General features: G+C 66.1%; 30 protein-coding genes. All 30 read right to left on the bottom strand.

Going from position 1 to position 16541, the window contains the following annotated elements:
- Positions 1-9: 9 nt before the first annotated feature.
- Entirely contained in the window at positions 10-123 is a 114-nt protein-coding gene (rpmJ, locus tag ACY5J6_RS01560; RefSeq protein ID WP_022797793.1) for a 50S ribosomal protein L36, read from the bottom strand.
- 8 nt (positions 124-131) lie between these two features.
- The gene (infA, locus tag ACY5J6_RS01555; protein WP_003043942.1) at positions 132-350 is read right to left on the bottom strand and encodes a translation initiation factor IF-1; all 219 of its coding nucleotides are present in this window, start codon (positions 348-350) and stop codon (positions 132-134) included.
- A gap of 7 nt (positions 351-357) precedes the next feature.
- Positions 358-1125 (bottom strand): type I methionyl aminopeptidase, encoded by a 768-nt coding sequence (map, locus tag ACY5J6_RS01550; protein ID WP_462845658.1) that lies wholly within the window; start codon positions 1123-1125, stop codon positions 358-360.
- A complete protein-coding gene (locus ACY5J6_RS01545) occupies positions 1125-1679 on the bottom strand; it encodes an adenylate kinase (RefSeq protein WP_462845657.1) in 555 nt (184 codons plus the stop codon). The genes map and ACY5J6_RS01545 overlap by 1 nt, the downstream gene beginning before the upstream one ends.
- A gap of 9 nt (positions 1680-1688) precedes the next feature.
- The gene (gene secY, locus ACY5J6_RS01540; RefSeq protein ID WP_462845656.1) at positions 1689-3005 is read right to left on the bottom strand and encodes a preprotein translocase subunit SecY; all 1317 of its coding nucleotides are present in this window, start codon (positions 3003-3005) and stop codon (positions 1689-1691) included.
- Between the two features lies 1 nt (position 3006).
- A complete protein-coding gene (rplO, locus tag ACY5J6_RS01535) occupies positions 3007-3459 on the bottom strand; it encodes a 50S ribosomal protein L15 (protein ID WP_462845655.1) in 453 nt (150 codons plus the stop codon).
- Positions 3456-3638, bottom strand: a complete 183-nt coding sequence (rpmD, locus tag ACY5J6_RS01530; RefSeq protein WP_462845654.1) for a 50S ribosomal protein L30 — start codon at positions 3636-3638, stop codon at positions 3456-3458. The genes rplO and rpmD overlap by 4 nt, the downstream gene beginning before the upstream one ends.
- On the bottom strand, positions 3638-4111 hold the full coding sequence (rpsE, locus tag ACY5J6_RS01525) for a 30S ribosomal protein S5 (RefSeq protein ID WP_054637955.1): 474 nt from the start codon (positions 4109-4111) through the stop codon (positions 3638-3640). Before rpsE ends, rpmD begins: the two co-directional genes overlap by 1 nt.
- 9 nt (positions 4112-4120) lie before the next feature.
- Positions 4121-4459, bottom strand: coding sequence for a 50S ribosomal protein L18 (rplR, locus tag ACY5J6_RS01520; protein ID WP_462845653.1), 339 nt, complete (start codon positions 4457-4459; stop codon positions 4121-4123).
- Between the two features lie 8 nt (positions 4460-4467).
- Positions 4468-5010 (bottom strand): 50S ribosomal protein L6, encoded by a 543-nt coding sequence (rplF, locus tag ACY5J6_RS01515; RefSeq protein WP_462845652.1) that lies wholly within the window; start codon positions 5008-5010, stop codon positions 4468-4470.
- Complete coding sequence (rpsH, locus tag ACY5J6_RS01510) at positions 5010-5426, bottom strand: 30S ribosomal protein S8 (protein WP_462845651.1); 417 nt, start codon at positions 5424-5426, stop codon at positions 5010-5012. The genes rplF and rpsH overlap by 1 nt, the downstream gene beginning before the upstream one ends.
- A 68-nt stretch (positions 5427-5494) precedes the next feature.
- The gene (locus tag ACY5J6_RS01505; RefSeq protein WP_018111303.1) at positions 5495-5680 is read right to left on the bottom strand and encodes a type Z 30S ribosomal protein S14; all 186 of its coding nucleotides are present in this window, start codon (positions 5678-5680) and stop codon (positions 5495-5497) included.
- 7 nt (positions 5681-5687) lie between these two features.
- A complete protein-coding gene (rplE, locus tag ACY5J6_RS01500) occupies positions 5688-6236 on the bottom strand; it encodes a 50S ribosomal protein L5 (RefSeq protein ID WP_462845650.1) in 549 nt (182 codons plus the stop codon).
- Position 6237: 1 nt separating this feature from the next.
- Complete coding sequence (rplX, locus tag ACY5J6_RS01495) at positions 6238-6570, bottom strand: 50S ribosomal protein L24 (RefSeq protein WP_462845649.1); 333 nt, start codon at positions 6568-6570, stop codon at positions 6238-6240.
- On the bottom strand, positions 6570-6938 hold the full coding sequence (gene rplN, locus ACY5J6_RS01490; protein ID WP_003043914.1) for a 50S ribosomal protein L14: 369 nt from the start codon (positions 6936-6938) through the stop codon (positions 6570-6572). The genes rplX and rplN overlap by 1 nt, the downstream gene beginning before the upstream one ends.
- Entirely contained in the window at positions 6935-7252 is a 318-nt protein-coding gene (rpsQ, locus tag ACY5J6_RS01485; RefSeq protein ID WP_054637960.1) for a 30S ribosomal protein S17, read from the bottom strand. The genes rplN and rpsQ overlap by 4 nt, the downstream gene beginning before the upstream one ends.
- On the bottom strand, positions 7245-7463 hold the full coding sequence (gene rpmC, locus ACY5J6_RS01480) for a 50S ribosomal protein L29 (protein WP_054637961.1): 219 nt from the start codon (positions 7461-7463) through the stop codon (positions 7245-7247). Before rpmC ends, rpsQ begins: the two co-directional genes overlap by 8 nt.
- Positions 7450-7875, bottom strand: a complete 426-nt coding sequence (gene rplP, locus ACY5J6_RS01475; protein WP_462845648.1) for a 50S ribosomal protein L16 — start codon at positions 7873-7875, stop codon at positions 7450-7452. Before rplP ends, rpmC begins: the two co-directional genes overlap by 14 nt.
- Positions 7876-7878: 3 nt before the next feature.
- Entirely contained in the window at positions 7879-8598 is a 720-nt protein-coding gene (gene rpsC / locus ACY5J6_RS01470; protein ID WP_462845647.1) for a 30S ribosomal protein S3, read from the bottom strand.
- Complete coding sequence (gene rplV, locus ACY5J6_RS01465; protein ID WP_054637963.1) at positions 8588-8929, bottom strand: 50S ribosomal protein L22; 342 nt, start codon at positions 8927-8929, stop codon at positions 8588-8590. Before rplV ends, rpsC begins: the two co-directional genes overlap by 11 nt.
- A 2-nt stretch (positions 8930-8931) precedes the next feature.
- Entirely contained in the window at positions 8932-9213 is a 282-nt protein-coding gene (rpsS, locus tag ACY5J6_RS01460) for a 30S ribosomal protein S19 (protein ID WP_011173711.1), read from the bottom strand.
- A gap of 8 nt (positions 9214-9221) precedes the next feature.
- The gene (gene rplB, locus ACY5J6_RS01455; protein ID WP_462845646.1) at positions 9222-10052 is read right to left on the bottom strand and encodes a 50S ribosomal protein L2; all 831 of its coding nucleotides are present in this window, start codon (positions 10050-10052) and stop codon (positions 9222-9224) included.
- A 51-nt stretch (positions 10053-10103) separates the two neighbouring features.
- Entirely contained in the window at positions 10104-10394 is a 291-nt protein-coding gene (locus ACY5J6_RS01450) for a 50S ribosomal protein L23 (protein ID WP_054637964.1), read from the bottom strand.
- Entirely contained in the window at positions 10391-11008 is a 618-nt protein-coding gene (gene rplD, locus ACY5J6_RS01445; RefSeq protein WP_462845645.1) for a 50S ribosomal protein L4, read from the bottom strand. Before rplD ends, ACY5J6_RS01450 begins: the two co-directional genes overlap by 4 nt.
- A gap of 14 nt (positions 11009-11022) precedes the next feature.
- Positions 11023-11643: a 50S ribosomal protein L3 gene (rplC, locus tag ACY5J6_RS01440; RefSeq protein ID WP_054637965.1), complete on the bottom strand. Its 621-nt coding sequence runs from the start codon at positions 11641-11643 to the stop codon at positions 11023-11025.
- Positions 11640-11957, bottom strand: coding sequence for a 30S ribosomal protein S10 (gene rpsJ, locus ACY5J6_RS01435; RefSeq protein ID WP_054647667.1), 318 nt, complete (start codon positions 11955-11957; stop codon positions 11640-11642). Before rpsJ ends, rplC begins: the two co-directional genes overlap by 4 nt.
- Positions 11958-11965: 8 nt before the next feature.
- Positions 11966-13186, bottom strand: a complete 1221-nt coding sequence (tuf, locus tag ACY5J6_RS01430) for an elongation factor Tu (protein WP_462845516.1) — start codon at positions 13184-13186, stop codon at positions 11966-11968.
- A 55-nt stretch (positions 13187-13241) separates the two neighbouring features.
- Positions 13242-15317, bottom strand: a complete 2076-nt coding sequence (fusA, locus tag ACY5J6_RS01425) for an elongation factor G (protein ID WP_462845644.1) — start codon at positions 15315-15317, stop codon at positions 13242-13244.
- Between the two features lie 3 nt (positions 15318-15320).
- Positions 15321-15788, bottom strand: coding sequence for a 30S ribosomal protein S7 (gene rpsG, locus ACY5J6_RS01420; protein WP_462845643.1), 468 nt, complete (start codon positions 15786-15788; stop codon positions 15321-15323).
- A gap of 8 nt (positions 15789-15796) precedes the next feature.
- Positions 15797-16210, bottom strand: a complete 414-nt coding sequence (gene rpsL, locus ACY5J6_RS01415; RefSeq protein WP_054637987.1) for a 30S ribosomal protein S12 — start codon at positions 16208-16210, stop codon at positions 15797-15799.
- Positions 16211-16541: the final 331 nt, after the last annotated feature.

Raw genomic sequence — 16541 nt, 5'->3', positions numbered from 1 at the left:
GTTGCCTCCTTAGCCCTGACGCTGCTTGTGCTTGGGGTTCTCGCAGATCACGTAGACCCGGCCGTGCCGGCGCACCACCTTGCACTTTTCGCAGATCCTCTTGACCGACGCCCGTACCTTCATCGCGCCTCCTACTTGCGATAGACGATCCTCCCCCGCGTGGGGTCGTAGGGGGTGATCTCCACCACCACCCGGTCCCCGGGCAGGATGCGGATGTAGTGCATGCGCATCTTGCCCGAGATGTAGGCCAGGATCTCCGGCCCCGAGTCCAACTTCACCCGAAAGGTGGTGTTGGGCAAAGCCTCGGTGACCACGCCTTCCGCCCGAATGGTGTCCTTCTCCTTCGCCATACCCCTCCTACCGCGCCCGCACCAGGGGAACCCCGGTGAGAAGCTCCGGGCCTTCCTCCGTCACCAAAACGGTGTTCTCGTAGTGGGCGGCGAGGTTGCCCTTGCCGGCGCTCGCCGTCCAGCCATCTTCCAATATTACCACAGGGGCCGGCCTCAAGGTGACCATGGGCTCGAGGGCCAGGGTCATGCCGGGCCGGATCTTGGGGCCGGTGCCGGGCTTGCCGAAGTTGGGGAGCTGGGGGTCCTCGTGGATCTCCCGCCCCACCCCGTGGCCCACGAACTCCCGCACCACCCCGTAGCCCCGGCTCTCCAGAAAGGTCTGCACGGCGTGGGCCACGTCCCCGATGCGGAAGCCCGGGCGGAGGTACTTCATCCCCTCAAAGAAGGCCGCCTCCGTGTCCTTGATGAGCCTCTCCGCCTCGGGGGAAACCCGGCCCACGGGGAAGGTGCGGGCCATGTCGGCGGCGAAGCCCCCGTAGAGGAGGCCCACGTCCACGGAGAGGATGTCCCCCTCCTTCAAGGGCTCCTCCGAGGGGAGGCCGTGGACCACCACCTCGTTCACCGAGGTGCACAGGGTGGCGGGGAAGCCGTAGAGGCCCAGGAAGGCGGGCTTGGCCTTGCGTTTCCTGATGGCCTCGTAGGCGATCTGGTCCAGCTCCTTGGTGGTGACCCCGGGCGCCACGTGGCGGGCCACCTCCTCCACCACCTCGGTGAGGAGGGCCCCCGCCTCCCGCATGCGCTCAATCTCCCAGGGGCTTTTCAGCTTGATGGCCATCAGATTCCCAAGGCGGCCCGGATGCGGGTGTAGACCTCATCGGGGGTGCCGAGGCCATCCACCCGCCGCAAGGCCCCCTTTTCCTCATAGTACTGGACCAAAGGCTCGGTCTTCTCCCGGTAGACCTGGAGGCGCCGCCTGATGGTCTCCTCGTTGTCGTCGGAGCGGCCCTCCAACTCGGCCCGCCGGAGCATCCTCCGCACCAGCTCCTCCTCCGGCACCTCCACCAGGACCACCCCCAAAAGGCGGGTGCCCGTGACCTCCAGGAGACGGTCCAAGGCCTCCGCCTGGGGCAGGGTGCGGGGAAAACCGTCCAGGATGACCTTTTCCGCCAGCTCCTCCCGTATGAGGGCCAGGATCAGCTCGTCCGGCACCAGGTCCCCCCGGTCCATGATGGGCTTCACCTGCTGGCCCAAGGGGGTCCCCCGGGCCACGTGGTCCCGGAGGAGGTCCCCGGTGGAAAGCTTCTTGAAGCCCAGTTCCTCGGCGAGCCTGGCCGCCTGGGTACCCTTGCCCGCCCCCGGCGGCCCCAAGAAGATCACCGCTTCCCCCATCTTCCCTCCCTAACGCGTGCGGCCGCGGATTCGGCCCTTGGAGAGGAACCCCTCGTAGTTCCGCAGCATGAGCTGGCTCTCCACCTGCCTCAGGGTGTCCAGGGCCACCCCCACCACGATGAGGAGGCCGATCCCGGAAAAGGCGATGCTCTTGACCCCGGTGAGGTTCTGGATGATCTGGGGCAAAGCCGCCACCAGGCCCAGGAAAAGCGCCCCCCAGAGGGTGAGCCGGGAGACGATGTGCTCCAGGAACTTCACCGTGGGCTCCCCGGGGCGGATCCCCGGGATGAAACCCCCGTACTCCCGCAAAGACTCGGCGATGCGCTTGGGGTCAAACTGCACCGCGGTGTACACGTAGGTAAAGAGGACGATGAGGAGCACCTCGAGGAGCAGCCCCGAAAGGTGGATGGGGTTGAAGAAGTTGGCGATGGCCTGAAGGACCGGGTTGTCCTGGAAGGGGGCCGTGAGGAAGATGGGGATCTGCAGGATGGCCGCGGCAAAGACGATGGGGATCACCCCGGCGGCGTTGAGCTTGATGGGGATGTAGGTGGCCTGCCCCCCGTAGACCCTCCGGCCCACCACCTTGCGGGCGTACTGCACGGGGATCCGGCGCTCGGCCTGCTGCACCGCGGCCATGCCCGCGAAGGCCAAGACGATGAAGGCCAGGAAGAAGAGGAAGGCCACCAGGTTCACCTCCCCGGTGCGGATGAGGCCCACGGTGCGGAAAAGCTGGGGCAGCCAGTCCACCACGATGCCGGCGAAGATGATCATGCTGGTGCCGTTGCCGATGCCGTACTCGGTGATACGCTCCGCCATCCACAGGAGGAGGGCGATGCCCGCCACCTGGGTGACCACCACCACCAGCCAGAAGAAGGGCCCGGGGGACCAGCCGGGAAGGAGGAACCGCCCCCCTTCCGCCCCCAGGAAGGCCGTGGCCAGGAAGAAGCCCTGGAAGGCCCCCAGAGCGATGCCGCCGATGCGGGTGTACTGGTTGATGATGCGGCGGCCCTCCTCCCCTTCCTTGGAGAGTTTCTCCAGCGCGGGCACCACCGTGACCAGAAGCTGCATGATGATGGCCGCGGTGATGTAGGGCATGATCCCCAGGGCGAAGATGGAGAAGCGCTCAAAGTTACCCCCGGAGAAGAGGTTGATGATGCCGAACACCCCTCCCTGGGTGGTGCGCAGGAACTCCTGGATCTTGTCCAGGTCCACCCCCGGGGTGGGGATAAAGGCCCCGAGGCGGTAGGCCGCGAGCACCAAAAGGGTGAAGAGGATGCGCTGGCGAAGCTCGGGGATCTGGAGGGCGCTCCGGAAGGCCCTAAGCATCCTAAGCCTCCAGGAGAACGGCCTCGCCGCCTGCGGCCTTCAGCTTCTCCAGGGCGCTCTTGGAGAAGGCGTGGGCCACCACCCTAAGGGCCTTCGCCTCCCCCTCTCCCAGGATCTTCAGCCGGCGCCCCTTCTTGAGGAGGCCCGCCCGCACCAAAAGCTCGGGGGTTACCTCCCCCTCAAAGCGGGCCAGGTCCCTTAGGTTCACCCCCTGGTACTTGGGGCGCTTGATCTCCCCCGGCACCTGGCCCTGCATGCCCCGCTTGGGCAGGCGCATGAGGGTGGTGGAGCGCCCGCCCTCAAAGCGGCGGGGGTCCTTGAGGCCACCCGAACGGGATTTCTGGCCCTTGTGGCCGCGGGTGGCCGTCTTGCCGTGGCCGGAGCCGGGTCCGCGGCCCACCCGCTTGCGCCGCTTGTTGGCCCCGGGGTTGGGCTTGAGGTCCGTGAGCTTCATTCCAGCACCTCCACCTGGAGCAGGTGGGCCACCTTGCGGACGTTGCCGCGGATGGCCGGGGTGTCCTCCAGAATCCTTTCCCTGTGCAACCTGGTCAGCCCCAAGGCCTTAAGGGCCGCCTTTTGGTCCTTGGGGTAGCCGATGGGGCTCTTCACCAGCTTCACCTTGAGCCTGGCCATCACTCCTCCCCGCCCTTCCTGAGGCGCTTCACGTCCTCCTTGGTCTGAAGCTGCCTGAGGGCCTCCATGGTGGCGTAGGCGATGTTGATGGGGTTGCGGCTCCCCAGCTCCTTGGTGAGGATGTCTGTGACCCCGGCGAGCTCCAAAATGGCCCGGGGCACCGCCCCGGCGATCACCCCGGTGCCGGGAGCCGCAGGCTTCAGGAGGATTTTGGAGGCCCCGTACTCCACCTCGATCTCGTGGGGGATGGTGCCGTTTTGCAGGGGGACCTCCACCAGGTTGCGCCGGGCGTAGTAGCCCGCCTTCTGCACGGCCAAAGGCACCTCCTTGGCCTTGCCCAGGCCCAGGCCCACCCGGCCCTGACGGTCCCCCACCACCACCAAGGCGCCGAAGCGGAAGCGGCGTCCGCCCTGGTAGGTCTTGGCGGTGCGCCGCACCAGGATCATCTTCTCCTCAAAGTCGGTCTCGGGCATGGTCCCTCCTTAGAACTCTAGGCCCCCCTCCCGGGCCCCCTCGGCCAGGGCCTTCACCCGGCCGTGGTACTTGTAGGGGCCGCGGTCAAAGGCCACCTTCGTGATCCCCAAGGCCTTGGCCTTCTCCGCCAAGGCCCGGCCCACCTGGCGGGCCACCTCGGTCTTGTTGCCCTTGAGCTTCAGGGCCAGGCTGGATTCGGCCACCAGGGTCTCGCCCTTCTCGTCGTCGATGATCTGGGCGTAGATGTGGTTGAGGCTCCGGAAGACGGAGAGGCGGAGCCTGCCCGTGCGCTTGATGCGGTTGCGCACCCGGAACTTGCGGCGCTCATAAGCGGTTAGCCGTGCCATGCTTCCCCCTACTTCTTGGCCCCGGCCTTGCCGGGCTTGAGGCGGACGGGCTCGCCCGCGTAGTAGATGCCCTTCTCGTGGTAAGCGCTGGGCTTCTTCACGGCGCGGATGTTCGCGGCCACCTGGCCTACCTTTTGCTTGTCGATGCCCAACACCCGGATGCGGGTGGGCTCGGGCACCTCAAAGGTGATGCCCTCCGGGGGCTCCACCACCACCGGGTGGCTAAAGCCCACGGTGAGCTCGAGGGCCCGCCCCACCAGCCGGGCGCGGTAGCCGATGCCCTTGATGAGGAGCTCCTTGCTGTACCCCTCGGAAACCCCCTTGACGGCGTTGGCGATGAGGGTGCGGGTCAGGCCGTGAAGGCTCTTGTGGCGGCGCTCGTCCGAGGGCCGCTCCACCCGCACCACGCCCTCCTCCACCACCACCCGCATCTCCGGGGAAACGGGGACCTGGAGCTCGCCCTTGGGACCCCTGACCTTCACCAACCCCGGGGCCACCTCCACCTGGACCCCCTTGGGAAGGGGAATGGGAAGCCTGCCGATCCTAGACATCACCACACCTCGCAGATGAGCTCGCCGCCCACGCCCAACTTCCTCGCCTCGCGGTCCGTGAGCACGCCTTTGGGCGTGGAAAGGATGGCGATACCCAGGCCCCGGCGCACCCTGGGGATCTCCTTGACCCCCACGTACACCCGGCGGCCGGGCCGGCTGATGCGGCGGATGTGCTTGATGACCTGCTCCGGCCTGGGGTCGGGCCCCTGGCGACGGGGCCCGTACTTCAGGTGGATGCGAAGCACGGGCTTGCCCTCCACCTCCACCCGCTCGTAGCCCTTGATGAACCCTTCCTGCGCCAGGATCTTCAGGATCTCCTCCTTGAAGCGCGAGGCGGGCACCTCGGTGCTCTCCTTGTAGACCCGGGTGGCGTTCCTAATCCGGGTCAGCATGTCGGCGATGGGGTCCGTCAGCATTTCCTCTCTCCTTTTACCTCACTCCAGGACCATGCGGTCTCGAGGGAACCCCCCCGACCGGCCACGGCCTACCAGCTGGCCTTCTTCACCCCGGGAAGCTGCCCCTTGTGGGCGAGCTCCCTAAGGCAGAGCCGGCAGAGCCCAAAGTAGCGGTAGACGCTCCTGGCCCTCCCGCAGCGGACGCAACGGGTGTAGGCCCGCACCTTGAACTTCGGGGTCCTCTTGGCCTTCTCGATCAGCGCTTTCCTCGCCATGCTCGCCTCACTTGCGGAAGGGGAAGCCCAAAAGCTCCAAGAGGGCCCGGGCCTCCTCATCGGTCTTGGCGGTGGTCACCACCGCGATGTCCATCCCCCGGAGGGCGTCCACCATATCGTAGGTGATCTCGGGGAAGATGAGCTGCTCCTTGAGGCCCAGGTTGTAGTTGCCCCGCCCGTCAAAGCTGGTGGGGCTGACCCCGCGGAAGTCGCGGATGCGGGGCAAGGCCACGTTGAGGAGCTTCTCCAGGAAGATCCACATGCGGTCGCCGCGGAGGGTGACCCGGAGTCCGATGGGCATGCCCTTGCGGAGCTTGAAGTTAGAGATGGACTTCTTGGCCCGGGTGATGGCGGGCTTCTGCCCGGTGATGAGGGCAAGCTCCTTGGCGGCCTTCTCCAGGATGCGGGCGTCCTCCTTGGCCTCGCCCAGGCCCTGGTTGACCACCACCTTGGACAGCCTCGGCACCTCCCAGATGTTCTGGTACCCGAAGCGGCGGATGAGCTCGGGGCGAACCTCCTCGTAGTACTTCCTCTTCAGGGCAACGTCCAGGGGCATCTTACTCCTCCACGTCTAGGGACCCGCCGCACTTGGCGCAGACCCGGATCTTCCGCCCGTCCTCCAAGAACTTCTTGCGCACCCGGGTGGGCTTGCCGCAGGCGGGGCAGAGGGGGCGGACCTTGGAGGCGTGCAGGGGCGCCTCCTTCTCGATGAACCCCCCCTGGGGGTACTGGGGGCTCACCCGCACCGCCTTCTTGACGATGTTGACCCCCTCCACGATAACGGCCTGCCTCCTGGGCAGGACCTGCTTCACCTTGCCCACCCGGCCCTTGTACTTTCCGGAGGCCACCAGCACGGTGTCCCCCTTCTTCACGTGCACCTTGGCCCGCATCAGAGCACCTCCGGCGCCAGGGAGACGATCTTCATGAAGCCCTTCTCGCGGAGCTCGCGGGCCACCGGGCCGAAAACCCGGGTGCCTCGAGGCTCCAGCTGGTTGTTGATGATCACCGCGGCGTTGTCGTCAAAGCGGATGGCCGAGCCGTCGGGGCGCTTTACCTCTTTCTTGGTGCGCACCACCACCGCCTTGACCACGTCCCCTTCCTTCACCGCCCCCCGGGGGATGGCCTCCTTGACGCTGGCCACGATCACGTCCCCCACGGTGGCGTACTTGGCGTTGGAGCCCTTGAGGACGCGGATGCACATGATCTTGCGGGCCCCGGTGTTGTCGGCCACCTCCAGGTAGGTCTGCGGCTGGATCATGCCTTACCTCCCCGCTTGGAAAGGCTTTGGTAGTTCTGGCGGCGCACCAGGTACTTTTCCACCAGGTCCAACCGGCCCGATTCCACCAGGCGGAGCACCCTAAAGCGCTTGCGCTTGGAAATGGGGCGGGACTCTATGATCTCCACCACGTCCCCCAGCTTGTACTTCTCCTCGGGGTCGTGGGCCAGGTACTTCTTGGAGCGCTTGATCACCTTGCCGTAAAGGGGGTGGGGGAACTGGCGCTCCACCAGGACCGTGACGGTCTTCTGCATCTTGTCGCTCACCACCACCCCGGTCAGGACCTTCTTAGGCATTGGCCCTCCTCTTCTCGTTCAAGACCGTAAGGAGCCTGGCGATCTGGCGCTTGAGGTCCCGGATCTTGTGGTTCTGGGAAAGCTGGCCGATGGAGGCCTGGAAGCGGAGTTCCATGAGCTCCCGCTTCTTCTCCCGCAAAAGCTTCTCCAGCTCCACCGGGGAGAGCTTCCGGGCCTCCTCCAGCTGCTTCTTCACCTCACTGAGCTTCATCGTAGGCGTCCCTCCTCACGATCTTGGTTCTGATGGGGAGCTTGTGGCTGGCGATGCGCAGGGCCTCGAGGGCCTGCTCCTCCGTCACCCCCGCCACCTCAAACATCACCCGGCCCGGCTTCACCACGGCCACGTACCCCTCCACGTTGCCCTTGCCCTTACCCATCCGCACCTCCAGGGGCTTCTTGGTGTAGGGCTTGTCGGGGAAGATGCGGATGAAGATCTTCCCCCCGCGGCGGAAGTGGCGCACCATGGCCACACGGGCGGCCTCGATCTGCTGGGAGGTGATCCAGGCGGGCTCCATGGCCACCAGGCCAAAGTCCCCGAAGGCCACGTAATCCCCCCCCTTGGCCGCCCCCTTCATCCGGCCCCGGTGCTGCTTGCGGTACTTCATGCGCCTGGGCATCAGCATGGCCTACTCCTCCTTCTTCACCCGCACGGCGGGGCGACGGCGGCGGGGCCTCTCCTCGGCCTTGGCCCCCTCGAGGCGGGCCTTGACCTTTTGGCCGCCGATCACCTCACCCAGGAAGACGTACGCCTTGACCCCCAGCACCCCGTAGGTGGTGCGGGCCAAAGCGAAGCCATAGTCTATGTTAGCACGCAGGGTCTGGAGGGGCACCCGGCCCTCGGCGGCCCACTCCGTGCGGGCCTGCTCCGCCCCGCCGATGCGTCCGGAGACGATGACCTTGGCCCCCTTGGCCCCCGCCTCCATCACCCGCTGCACCGCCTGCTTGATGGCCCGGCGCACGGCGAAGCGGCGCTCTATCTGCTCGGCCACCCGTTGGGCCACCAGGGGGGCGGAGAGGTTGGGGTTCTGGATCTCCTGGACGTTCAGGGCCACGTTCTTCCCGGTCATCTTGGCGAGGGCGTCGCGAAGGACCTTGATCTTCTCCCCGCCCCGGCCGATGACCACGCCCGGCTTGGCCACGTGAACGGTCACCGCCACGTTGTCCGCCGCCCGCTCGATGTCCACCCGGGCCAGGCCCGCAGGGTAGAGCTCCTTGGTAAGGTAGTTGCGGATCTCCTGGTCCTCCCAGAGGAGGTGGCGGTACTGCCTCTTGCCGGCGTACCAGCGGGACTCCCAGTCCCGGGTGATGCCAAGCCGGAACCCGATGGGGTGAATCTTATTTCCCATGCTTCTCCCCCAAGATCACCGTGATGTGGCTGGTCCTCTTCTTCATGATGTCCGCCCGGCCCCGGGCCCTGGGAAGAACCCGCTTCAAGGTAGGGCCCTCGTCCACGAAGGCCGCCTTCACGTAAAGCCGGTCCTCCAGCATGTCGTGGTTGTTGACGGCGTTGGCGGCGGCGGACTCCAGCACCTTGGCCACGTAGTAGGCCCCCCGCTTGTGGGTGTAGCGAAGGATGTTGCGGGCCTCCTCGAGGCTCTTCCCCCGGATGAGGTCCACCACCAGGCGGACCTTCCTGGGGGCGATGCGCACGTAACGGGCTATGGCTTTCGCTTCCATGGCTACTTCTTCTTGGTGGCCTTGGCCTCTTTGCCGTGCCCCCGGTAGGTGCGGGTGGGCGCGAACTCTCCCAGCTTGTGCCCCACCATGTTCTCGGTGATGTAGACGGGCACGTGCTGCTTGCCGTTGTAGACCGCGATGGTGTGGCCCACCATCTCCGGGACGATGGTGGAGCGACGGCTCCAGGTCTTGATGAGCCGCTTCTCCCCCTTGGCGTTGAGCTCCAGCACCTTCTCCAGGAGGTGGTCGTCTACGAAAACGCCCTTTTTCAAGCTACGTGGCATGGCTCACCTCACTTCTTCCGCCGGGCGAGGATGAAGCGGCTGGAAGGCTTGCGCCGCTTCCTGGTCTTGAGCCCCTTGGTCTGCCAACCCCAAGGCGAGGCGGGCGGACGCCCCCTGGGGGCCCGGCCCTCACCGCCGCCGTGAGGGTGGTCCACCGGGTTCATGGCGGCGCCGCGCACGTGGGGCTTGCGGCCGAGCCAGCGTGTGCGGCCAGCCTTCCCCAGGACGATGTTCTTGTGGTCGGCGTTGCCCACCGCCCCGATGGCGGCGTAGCACTCCCCGTGCACCTTGCGAAGCTCCCCCGAGGGCAGGCGGAGGATCACGTAATCCCCTTCCCGGCCCTGGATCTGGGCGCTGGTGCCGGCGGAGCGGGCCAGCTTGGCCCCCTGCTTGGGCACGAGCTCCACCGCGTGCACCACCGTGCCCACGGGGATGAAGCGGAGGGGCAGGGCGTTGCCCACCTGGATGGGGGCGTCTGGCCCCGCCACCACCTGCTGCCCCACCTGGAGGCCGTCCGGGGCGATAATGTAGCGCTTCTCCCCATCGGCGTAGTGCAGGAGGGCGATGCGGGCCGAGCGGTTGGGGTCGTACTCTATGGCCGCCACCTTGGCGGGGATACCCGCCTTGTCCCAGCGCTTGAAGTCCACGAGGCGGTAGAGGCGCTTGTGACCGCCCCCGCGGAAGCGCACGGTGATGCGGCCCTGGTTGTTGCGCCCCCCCGTCTTCTTCAGGGGGACGACCAAGGACCTCTCCGGCTCGGTCTTGGTGATCTCGGAGAAGTCGGCCACCGTCATGAAGCGGCGGCTTGGGGTGTAGGGTTTGAACTTCTTTACTGGCATGGCCTTTCCTCCCTTGCCGGATCAGGGCCGGGCTCCCTTTCCCGGCGGGGTCTAGATGAGGCCCTCCAGGGCCTCAATCCTCTGCCCGGAGGCCACCTGCACGATGGCCTTTTTGCGGTCGGGGCGCTTGCCCAGGTAGCGGCCCAGGCGCTTCTTCTTGCCCCGCACGTGGAGGGTGTTCACCCCCACCACCTTCACCTTAAAGGCCTCCTCCACCGCCTGCTTGATCTCGGTTTTGGTGGCCTTGGGGTGCACCCAGAAGGTGTACTTGCCCTCGGCGAAACCCGCGTAGGCCTTCTCGGAAAGCACCGGGGCCAGGATCACGTCGTAGGCGGTCTTCATTCCTTACCTCCCAGGCGGTCCTGGAACACTTCCCAAGCCTTCAGGTCCATCACCAGGCGCTCGGTGCGCAAGATGTCGTAAACGTTGAGCCCTTGGGGAGCCAGGGTGACCACCCAGGGAAGGTTGCGGGCGGCGCGGCGCACCAGCTCGCTTTCCGCCACCAGAAGGACGCTTTCCGAGCCGTCCAGCCCCGCCTCCTTGGCCCAGGCCAAAAACTCCTTGGTCTTTCCGTTCACCCCGGCGAAGTCCTCCACCAAGAGGAGCTTTCCCTCCTTAGCCCGATCGGCTACGGCCATGGCCAGGCCCGCCTTCCGCACCTTCTTGGGAAGGGTGTAGCTGTAGTCCCGGGGCTTGGGCCCGAAAGCCGTCCCACCCCCCACGAAGATGGGGGCCCCGATGTCCCCGTGGCGGGCCCGCCCGGTGTGCTTCTGGGGATAGATCTTGCGGCTAGAGTAGGCCACCTCGCCCCGGGTCTTGGTGCTGGCGGTGCCCCGGCGGCGCTTGGCCAGCTGCCAACGCACCACCTCCCAGAGGAGGTGGGGGTTTACTTCCTGGGGCAGGTGGGCCGCGAGCTCCCGCCTGCCGGCAGAGGAAAGCACAGGAATCTGGTACACAGCCCTACCCTCCTTCACTTGGCCACCTTCTTGGCCTCCCGCACCAGCAGAAGGCCCCCGTTGGGCCCGGGGACGGCGCCTTTCACCAAGAGGAGGTTCTCCTCCGGGAGGACGTCCACCACCTCGAGGTTCTGCACCGTAACCCTCTCGGCCCCGTAGCGGCCCGCCATCTTCTTGCCCTTGTAGACCCGGCCCGGGGTCTTGCGGTTGCCGATGGAGCCCGGGTGGCGGTGGATCTTGTGGGCCCCGTGGGAATCGGGACCGCCGGCGAAGTTCCAGCGCTTCATGACCCCCGCCGTGCCCCGCCCCTTGGAGGTGCCGGTCACGTCCACCTTCTCCCCGGGCTGGAAGATCTCCACGGTCACCACATCCGCCTCGGGGTTAAAGCCGCGGATCTCCTTGAGGATGCGCACGGGCTGGACCCCGGCCTTGGCAAAGTGCCCCTTCATGGGCCGGTTGACCCGCTTGGGCTTCTGGGGAAGGAACCCCAGCTGCACCGCCAAATAGCCGTCCTTCTCCGGGGTGCGGCGCTGCACCACAGGACAGGGCCCCGCCAGGATGACGGTGACGGGAATGGCCCGGTCCTCCTTGTAAATCCGGGTCATGCCCACCTTCACGCCCAGGATGCCCTTCACTTGCCACCTCCCACGGTCTTGATCTCGATCTCCACCCCGGTGGGCAGGTCCAAGGACATGAGGTTCTCTATGGTCTTGCGGTTGGGATTGAGGATGTCCACCAGGCGGTGATGGGTGCGGAGCTCAAAGTGCTCCCGGGAGTCCTTGTGCTTGAAAGGCCCCCGGATCACGGTGAAGCGCCGTACCCGCGTGGGCAAAGGCACGGGCCCTGACACCTGGGCCCCGGAACGCCGGGCGGCCTCCACGATCCTCTGGGCCGAGGCGTCCAAGGTCTTGTGGTCAAAGCCCCGTAGCTTGATGCGGATCTTGGGCATGCCTCACCTCACTCCAGGATTTTGGTGACCACGCCGGCGCCCACGGTGCGGCCGCCTTCCCGGATGGCGAAGCGGAGGCCCTCCTCCAGGGCCACCGGCTTGATGAGCTCCACCGTGAAGGTCACGTTGTCCCCAGGCATCACCATCTCCACCCCCTGGGGCAACTCCACCACCCCCGTCACGTCCGTGGTCCGGAAGTAAAACTGCGGCCGGTACCCCGAAAAAAACCCCGTGTGCCGGCCCCCCTCCTCCTTCTTCAGAATGTACACCGAGGCCTCAAACTTGGTGTGCGGCGTAATGCTCCCAGGCTTCGCCAACACCTGGCCCCGCTCCACCTCGTCCCGGCCCACGCCCCGCAGGAGCACCCCCACGTTGTCCCCAGCAATCCCCTCCTGCAGGGTCTTCCGGTGCATCTCCACACCCGTCACCACCGTCTTCCGCGTCTCCGGAGCAAGGCCCACAATCTCCACCTCGTCCCCCACCTTCACCTTGCCCCGCTCAATCCGCCCCGTGGCCACCGTCCCACGCCCCGTAATGGTGAACACGTCCTCCACCGGCATCAAGAAGGGCTTGTCCACGTCCCGCACCGGCGTGGGAATGTACTCGTCAATGGCGTCCAAAAGCTCCCAAATCTTGTCCACCCACTCGTTCTCACCCCGCTTGGTCTTCGGGTTCTTGTGCATCTGCTCAAGCGCAAGCAAAGCGCTCCCCCGAATCACCGGCACCTCGTCCCCAGGAAACTCGTACTGGTTCAGGAGGTCCCGCACCTCCATCTCCACCAGGTCCAAGAGCTCCGGGTCGTCCACCATGTCCACCTTGTTCATGAACACCACGATGTACGGCACCCCCACCTGCCGGGCCAAAAGAATGTGCTCCCGCGTCTGCGGCATGGGACCGTCCGCCGCCGACACCACCAGGATGGCCCCGTCCATCTGCGCCGCACCCGTGATCATGTTCTTGATGTAGTCCGCGTGCCCAGGGCAGTCCACGTGCGAGTAGTGCCGCTTCGCCGTCTCGTACTCCACGTGCGCCGTGTTGATGGTGATCCCCCGCGCCCGCTCCTCCGGGGCCTTGTCAATCTCCCCGTAGTCCTTCACCTCCACGTTCGGGTTCTCCGCCGCCGCCACAAAGGTCAAGGCCGCGGTCAGCGTCGTCTTCCCGTGGTCCACGTGCCCAATCGTCCCCACGTTCACGTGAGGCTTCGTCCGGATAAACTCGCCCTTGGCCATCTTCGCTCTCCTTTCAAGCAAGGGGCGGGCCCATAGGGCCCACCCCGCAAAGGATCTACTGACCCTTGATGAGCTTCTCCTGCACCTGCTTGGGGACCTCCTGGTAGTGGTCGAAGAACATGACGAAGGAGCCCCGGCCCTGGGTTTTGGAACGCAGATCGGTGGCGTACCCGAACATCTCCGCCAGGGGCACGTAGGCCCGGATCACCTGGGCGTTGCCCCGAGGCTCCATGCCCAGGATCTGGCCCCGGCGGGCGTTCAGGTCGCCGATGACGTCGCCCATGTACTCCTCGGGGGTGGTGACCTCCACCCGCATGATGGGCTCGAGGATCACCGGGTCCCCCTTCTGCACCGCCTCCTTGATGGCCATGGAGCCGGCGATCTTGAAGGCCATCTCCGAGGAGTCCACCTCGTGGTAGGAGCCGTCGTAGAGGGTGACTTTGACGTCCACCACGGGGAAACCGATGAGGGGCCCCGACTGCATGGCCTCCTCAATGCCCTTCTGCACCGCGGGGATGTACTCCTTGGGGATCACCCCGCCCACGATGGCGTTCACGAACTCAAAGCCGGAGCCTCGAGGCAGGGGCTCGGCCTTGATCTTCACGTGGCCGTACTGGCCGCGCCCGCCGGTCTGGCGGATGAACTTGCCCTCCACGTCCACCGGCTTGGTGATGGTCTCGCGGTAGGCCACCTGGGGCTTGCCCACGTTGGCGTCCACCTTGAACTCCCGCTTCAGCCGGTCCACGATGATCTCCAGGTGGAGCTCGCCCATCCCGCTGATGATGGTCTGGCCGGTCTCGGGGTGGGTGGAGACGCGGAAGGTGGGGTCCTCCTCCGCCAGGCGGGCCAGGGCCTGGGAGAGCTTGTCCTGGTCGGCCTTGGTCTTGGGCTCAATGGCCACGTCGATGACGGGCTCGGGCACCTCAATGGACTCCAGGACCACCCGGGGGGCGTCCTCGCCCACCAGGGTGTCCCCGGTGATGGTCTCCTTGAGGCCCACCACCGCCCCCAGGTCCCCCGCCTTCAGCTCCTCCACCTCCTCGCGGTGGTTGGCGTGCATGCGAAGAAGCCGGGCCACCCGCTCCTTGCGGCCCTTGGTGGTGTTGTAGACGTAAGACCCGGAGGTGATGGTTCCGGAGTAGACGCGGATGAAGGTGAGGCGGCCCACGTAGGGGTCGGCCATGATCTTGAAGGCCAGGGCCGCCAGGGGACCTTCGGGGTCGGGGTGGATCTCCACCTCCTCCCCTTCGGGGGTGGTGCCCCGGATGGGGGGGATGTCCAAGGGGGAGGGCAGGTAATCCACCACGGCGTCCAGGAGGAGCTGGACCCCTTTATTTTTGAGGGCGGACCCGAGGAACACGGGGGTGATCTGGATGCCGATGGTGCCCTTGCGGATGGCGGCCACCAACTCCTCCTCCGTGGGCTCCTCGCCCTCGAGGTACTTAAGCATCACGTTCTCGTCAAAGTCGGCGGCCGCCTCAATGAGCTTCTCGTGGTACTCCCGGGCCTGCTCCTGGTACTCCTCGGGGATGGGGATCTCCCGGATGTCCGTGCCCAGGTCGTTGCCGTAGGTGTAGGCCTTCATGCGGAGGACGTCTATGATCCCCGAGAAGGTGTCCTCCCGGCCGATGGGGAGCTGCATCACCACAGGCCTGGCCCCCAGGCGCTCCTGCATGGTGCGGATCACCAGCCAAAGGTCTGCCCCGGTCTTGTCCATCTTGTTGGCGAAGGCGATGCGGGGGACCTTGTACTTCTCCGCCTGGCGCCAGACGGTCTCGGACTGGGGCTCCACCCCTTGGCTGGAGTCAAAGACCACGATGGCCCCGTCCAGGACCCGCATGGAGCGCTCCACCTCGATGGTGAAGTCCACGTGGCCCGGGGTGTCGATGATGTTGATGCGGTGGTCTTTCCAGAAGCAGGTGGTCACGGCGGCGGTGATGGTGATGCCCCGCTCCCTTTCCTGCTCCATGAAGTCCATGGTGGCCGCGCCCTCGTGCACCTCGCCGATCTTGTGAATCTTGCCGGTGTAGTAGAGAATGCGCTCGGTGGTGGTGGTCTTGCCGGCGTCAATGTGGGCGGCGATGCCGATGTTGCGGAGCCTTTTTAGGTCGTACTCTACCTTAACCGCCATGGCTTACCACCGGTAGTGAGCGTAGGCGCGGTTGGCCTCGGCCATGCGCTCCACGTCCTCTTTCTTCTTGATCGCCCCACCCTTGCCCTCGGCGGCGTCCATGAGCTCGTGGGCGATGCGCACCGCTGCCCCGCGCTCGGAGCGGGCGTTGGCCGCCTGCACCAGCCAACGAAGGGCCAAGGACTGCTGCCTGCGGGGAGAAACCTCCATGGGCACCTGGTAGTTGGCCCCACCCACGCGGCGGGAGCGGACCTCCATCCTGGGCTTTACGTTCTCCACCGCCTGCTTGAAGACCTTGAGGGGCTCCTGGCCGGTTTTCTCCTGGATGATGCGGCAAGCATCGTAGAAGATGCGGGCGGCGAGGTTCTTCTTTCCTTCCCGCATGATCTTGTTGATGAAGGCCGACACCACCACGTCCCCGTAGACCAGGTCGGGCTGGAGCTGGCGTACCTCTGCTCTTCTTCTCCGCATACCCTCACCTACTTCTTCTTAGCCGGGGCCGCGCCCTTGGTCTCCTTGGGCTTCTTGGTCCCGTACTTGGAGCGGCTCTTTTTGCGGTCCTTCACCCCTTGGGTGTCGTAGACCCCGCGGACGATGTGGTAGCGCACGCCCGGGAGGTCCTTCACACGCCCACCCCGGATGAGGACCACGGAGTGCTCCTGGAGGTTATGCCCCTCGCCAGGGATATAGGCGGTGACCTCGTAGCCCGAGGTGAGGCGCACCTTGGCCACCTTACGAAGCGCCGAGTTGGGCTTCTTGGGGGTCACGGTGCGCACCACGGTGCACACCCCCCGGCGGAAGGGGGAACCCTTCAAAGCCGGAACTTTGCTCTTCTTCTGGACCTTCTCGCGGCCCCTTCGTACCAGCTGATTGATCGTCGGCAGTGCCACCACTCCCTTCTTCTTGGACTTGCCCCCGTGTTCTCAAGATCCACCCGGGGAAGGACCCTTCCCCGCTTTGCCCACACAGGGCACCGCCCTCAGGACCAGGGGCTGGCCCTGAGGGCCCTCAACTTGCTCAGTCTACAGGCCCAGGCTTCTTTTGGCAAGTCGGGTGAAAGCCGCCTCCCAAAGGAGGGGGAACACTGCGGGCATAGACGGAGGCAACAGGCCACCTTGCCCGGCTCTTGGGAAGTTCATGGCCCAATCAAAGCCGCCCTTTTGGGGCGGCCCAGGCCTTGGTGAGCAACGAGGGGTTGAGGCCCTTAAGTACCCCACCGCGGCA

The organism is Thermus sp. H19.2, assembly GCF_054979525.1.
Note: the sequence above shows the minus strand (reverse complement) of the source record. Positions and strands in the feature narration are given on the sequence as shown.

Coding starts and splice junctions, on each gene's coding strand:
- rpsQ (WP_054637960.1), bottom strand. CDS start 7,252: ATGCCTAAGAAGGTCCTGACCGGGGTGGTGGTGAGCGACAAGATGCAG.
- rpsS (WP_011173711.1), bottom strand. CDS start 9,213: ATGCCACGTAGCTTGAAAAAGGGCGTTTTCGTAGACGACCACCTCCTG.
- tuf (WP_462845516.1), bottom strand. CDS start 13,186: ATGGCCAAGGGCGAGTTTATCCGGACGAAGCCTCACGTGAACGTGGGG.
- rplB (WP_462845646.1), bottom strand. CDS start 10,052: ATGCCAGTAAAGAAGTTCAAACCCTACACCCCAAGCCGCCGCTTCATG.
- rplO (WP_462845655.1), bottom strand. CDS start 3,459: ATGAAGCTCACGGACCTCAAGCCCAACCCCGGGGCCAACAAGCGGCGC.
- ACY5J6_RS01450 (WP_054637964.1), bottom strand. CDS start 10,394: ATGAAGACCGCCTACGACGTGATCCTGGCCCCGGTGCTTTCCGAGAAG.
- ACY5J6_RS01545 (WP_462845657.1), bottom strand. CDS start 1,679: ATGGGGGAAGCGGTGATCTTCTTGGGGCCGCCGGGGGCGGGCAAGGGT.
- rplF (WP_462845652.1), bottom strand. CDS start 5,010: ATGTCTAGGATCGGCAGGCTTCCCATTCCCCTTCCCAAGGGGGTCCAG.
- rpmJ (WP_022797793.1), bottom strand. CDS start 123: ATGAAGGTACGGGCGTCGGTCAAGAGGATCTGCGAAAAGTGCAAGGTG.
- rpmD (WP_462845654.1), bottom strand. CDS start 3,638: ATGGCCAGGCTCAAGGTGAAGCTGGTGAAGAGCCCCATCGGCTACCCC.
- rpsJ (WP_054647667.1), bottom strand. CDS start 11,957: ATGCCCAAGATCCGCATCAAGCTACGGGGCTTTGACCACAAGACCTTG.
- rpsG (WP_462845643.1), bottom strand. CDS start 15,788: ATGCGGAGAAGAAGAGCAGAGGTACGCCAGCTCCAGCCCGACCTGGTC.
- map (WP_462845658.1), bottom strand. CDS start 1,125: ATGGCCATCAAGCTGAAAAGCCCCTGGGAGATTGAGCGCATGCGGGAG.
- rpsC (WP_462845647.1), bottom strand. CDS start 8,598: ATGGGAAATAAGATTCACCCCATCGGGTTCCGGCTTGGCATCACCCGG.
- rplR (WP_462845653.1), bottom strand. CDS start 4,459: ATGGCACGGCTAACCGCTTATGAGCGCCGCAAGTTCCGGGTGCGCAAC.
- rplE (WP_462845650.1), bottom strand. CDS start 6,236: ATGCCCCTGGACGTTGCCCTGAAGAGGAAGTACTACGAGGAGGTTCGC.
- infA (WP_003043942.1), bottom strand. CDS start 350: ATGGCGAAGGAGAAGGACACCATTCGGGCGGAAGGCGTGGTCACCGAG.
- fusA (WP_462845644.1), bottom strand. CDS start 15,317: ATGGCGGTTAAGGTAGAGTACGACCTAAAAAGGCTCCGCAACATCGGC.
- rplV (WP_054637963.1), bottom strand. CDS start 8,929: ATGGAAGCGAAAGCCATAGCCCGTTACGTGCGCATCGCCCCCAGGAAG.
- rpsE (WP_054637955.1), bottom strand. CDS start 4,111: ATGCCCGAGACCGACTTTGAGGAGAAGATGATCCTGGTGCGGCGCACC.
- rplN (WP_003043914.1), bottom strand. CDS start 6,938: ATGATCCAGCCGCAGACCTACCTGGAGGTGGCCGACAACACCGGGGCC.
- rplX (WP_462845649.1), bottom strand. CDS start 6,570: ATGCGGGCCAAGGTGCACGTGAAGAAGGGGGACACCGTGCTGGTGGCC.
- rpmC (WP_054637961.1), bottom strand. CDS start 7,463: ATGAAGCTCAGTGAGGTGAAGAAGCAGCTGGAGGAGGCCCGGAAGCTC.
- secY (WP_462845656.1), bottom strand. CDS start 3,005: ATGCTTAGGGCCTTCCGGAGCGCCCTCCAGATCCCCGAGCTTCGCCAG.
- rpsH (WP_462845651.1), bottom strand. CDS start 5,426: ATGCTGACGGACCCCATCGCCGACATGCTGACCCGGATTAGGAACGCC.
- rplP (WP_462845648.1), bottom strand. CDS start 7,875: ATGCTGATGCCCAGGCGCATGAAGTACCGCAAGCAGCACCGGGGCCGG.
- ACY5J6_RS01505 (WP_018111303.1), bottom strand. CDS start 5,680: ATGGCGAGGAAAGCGCTGATCGAGAAGGCCAAGAGGACCCCGAAGTTC.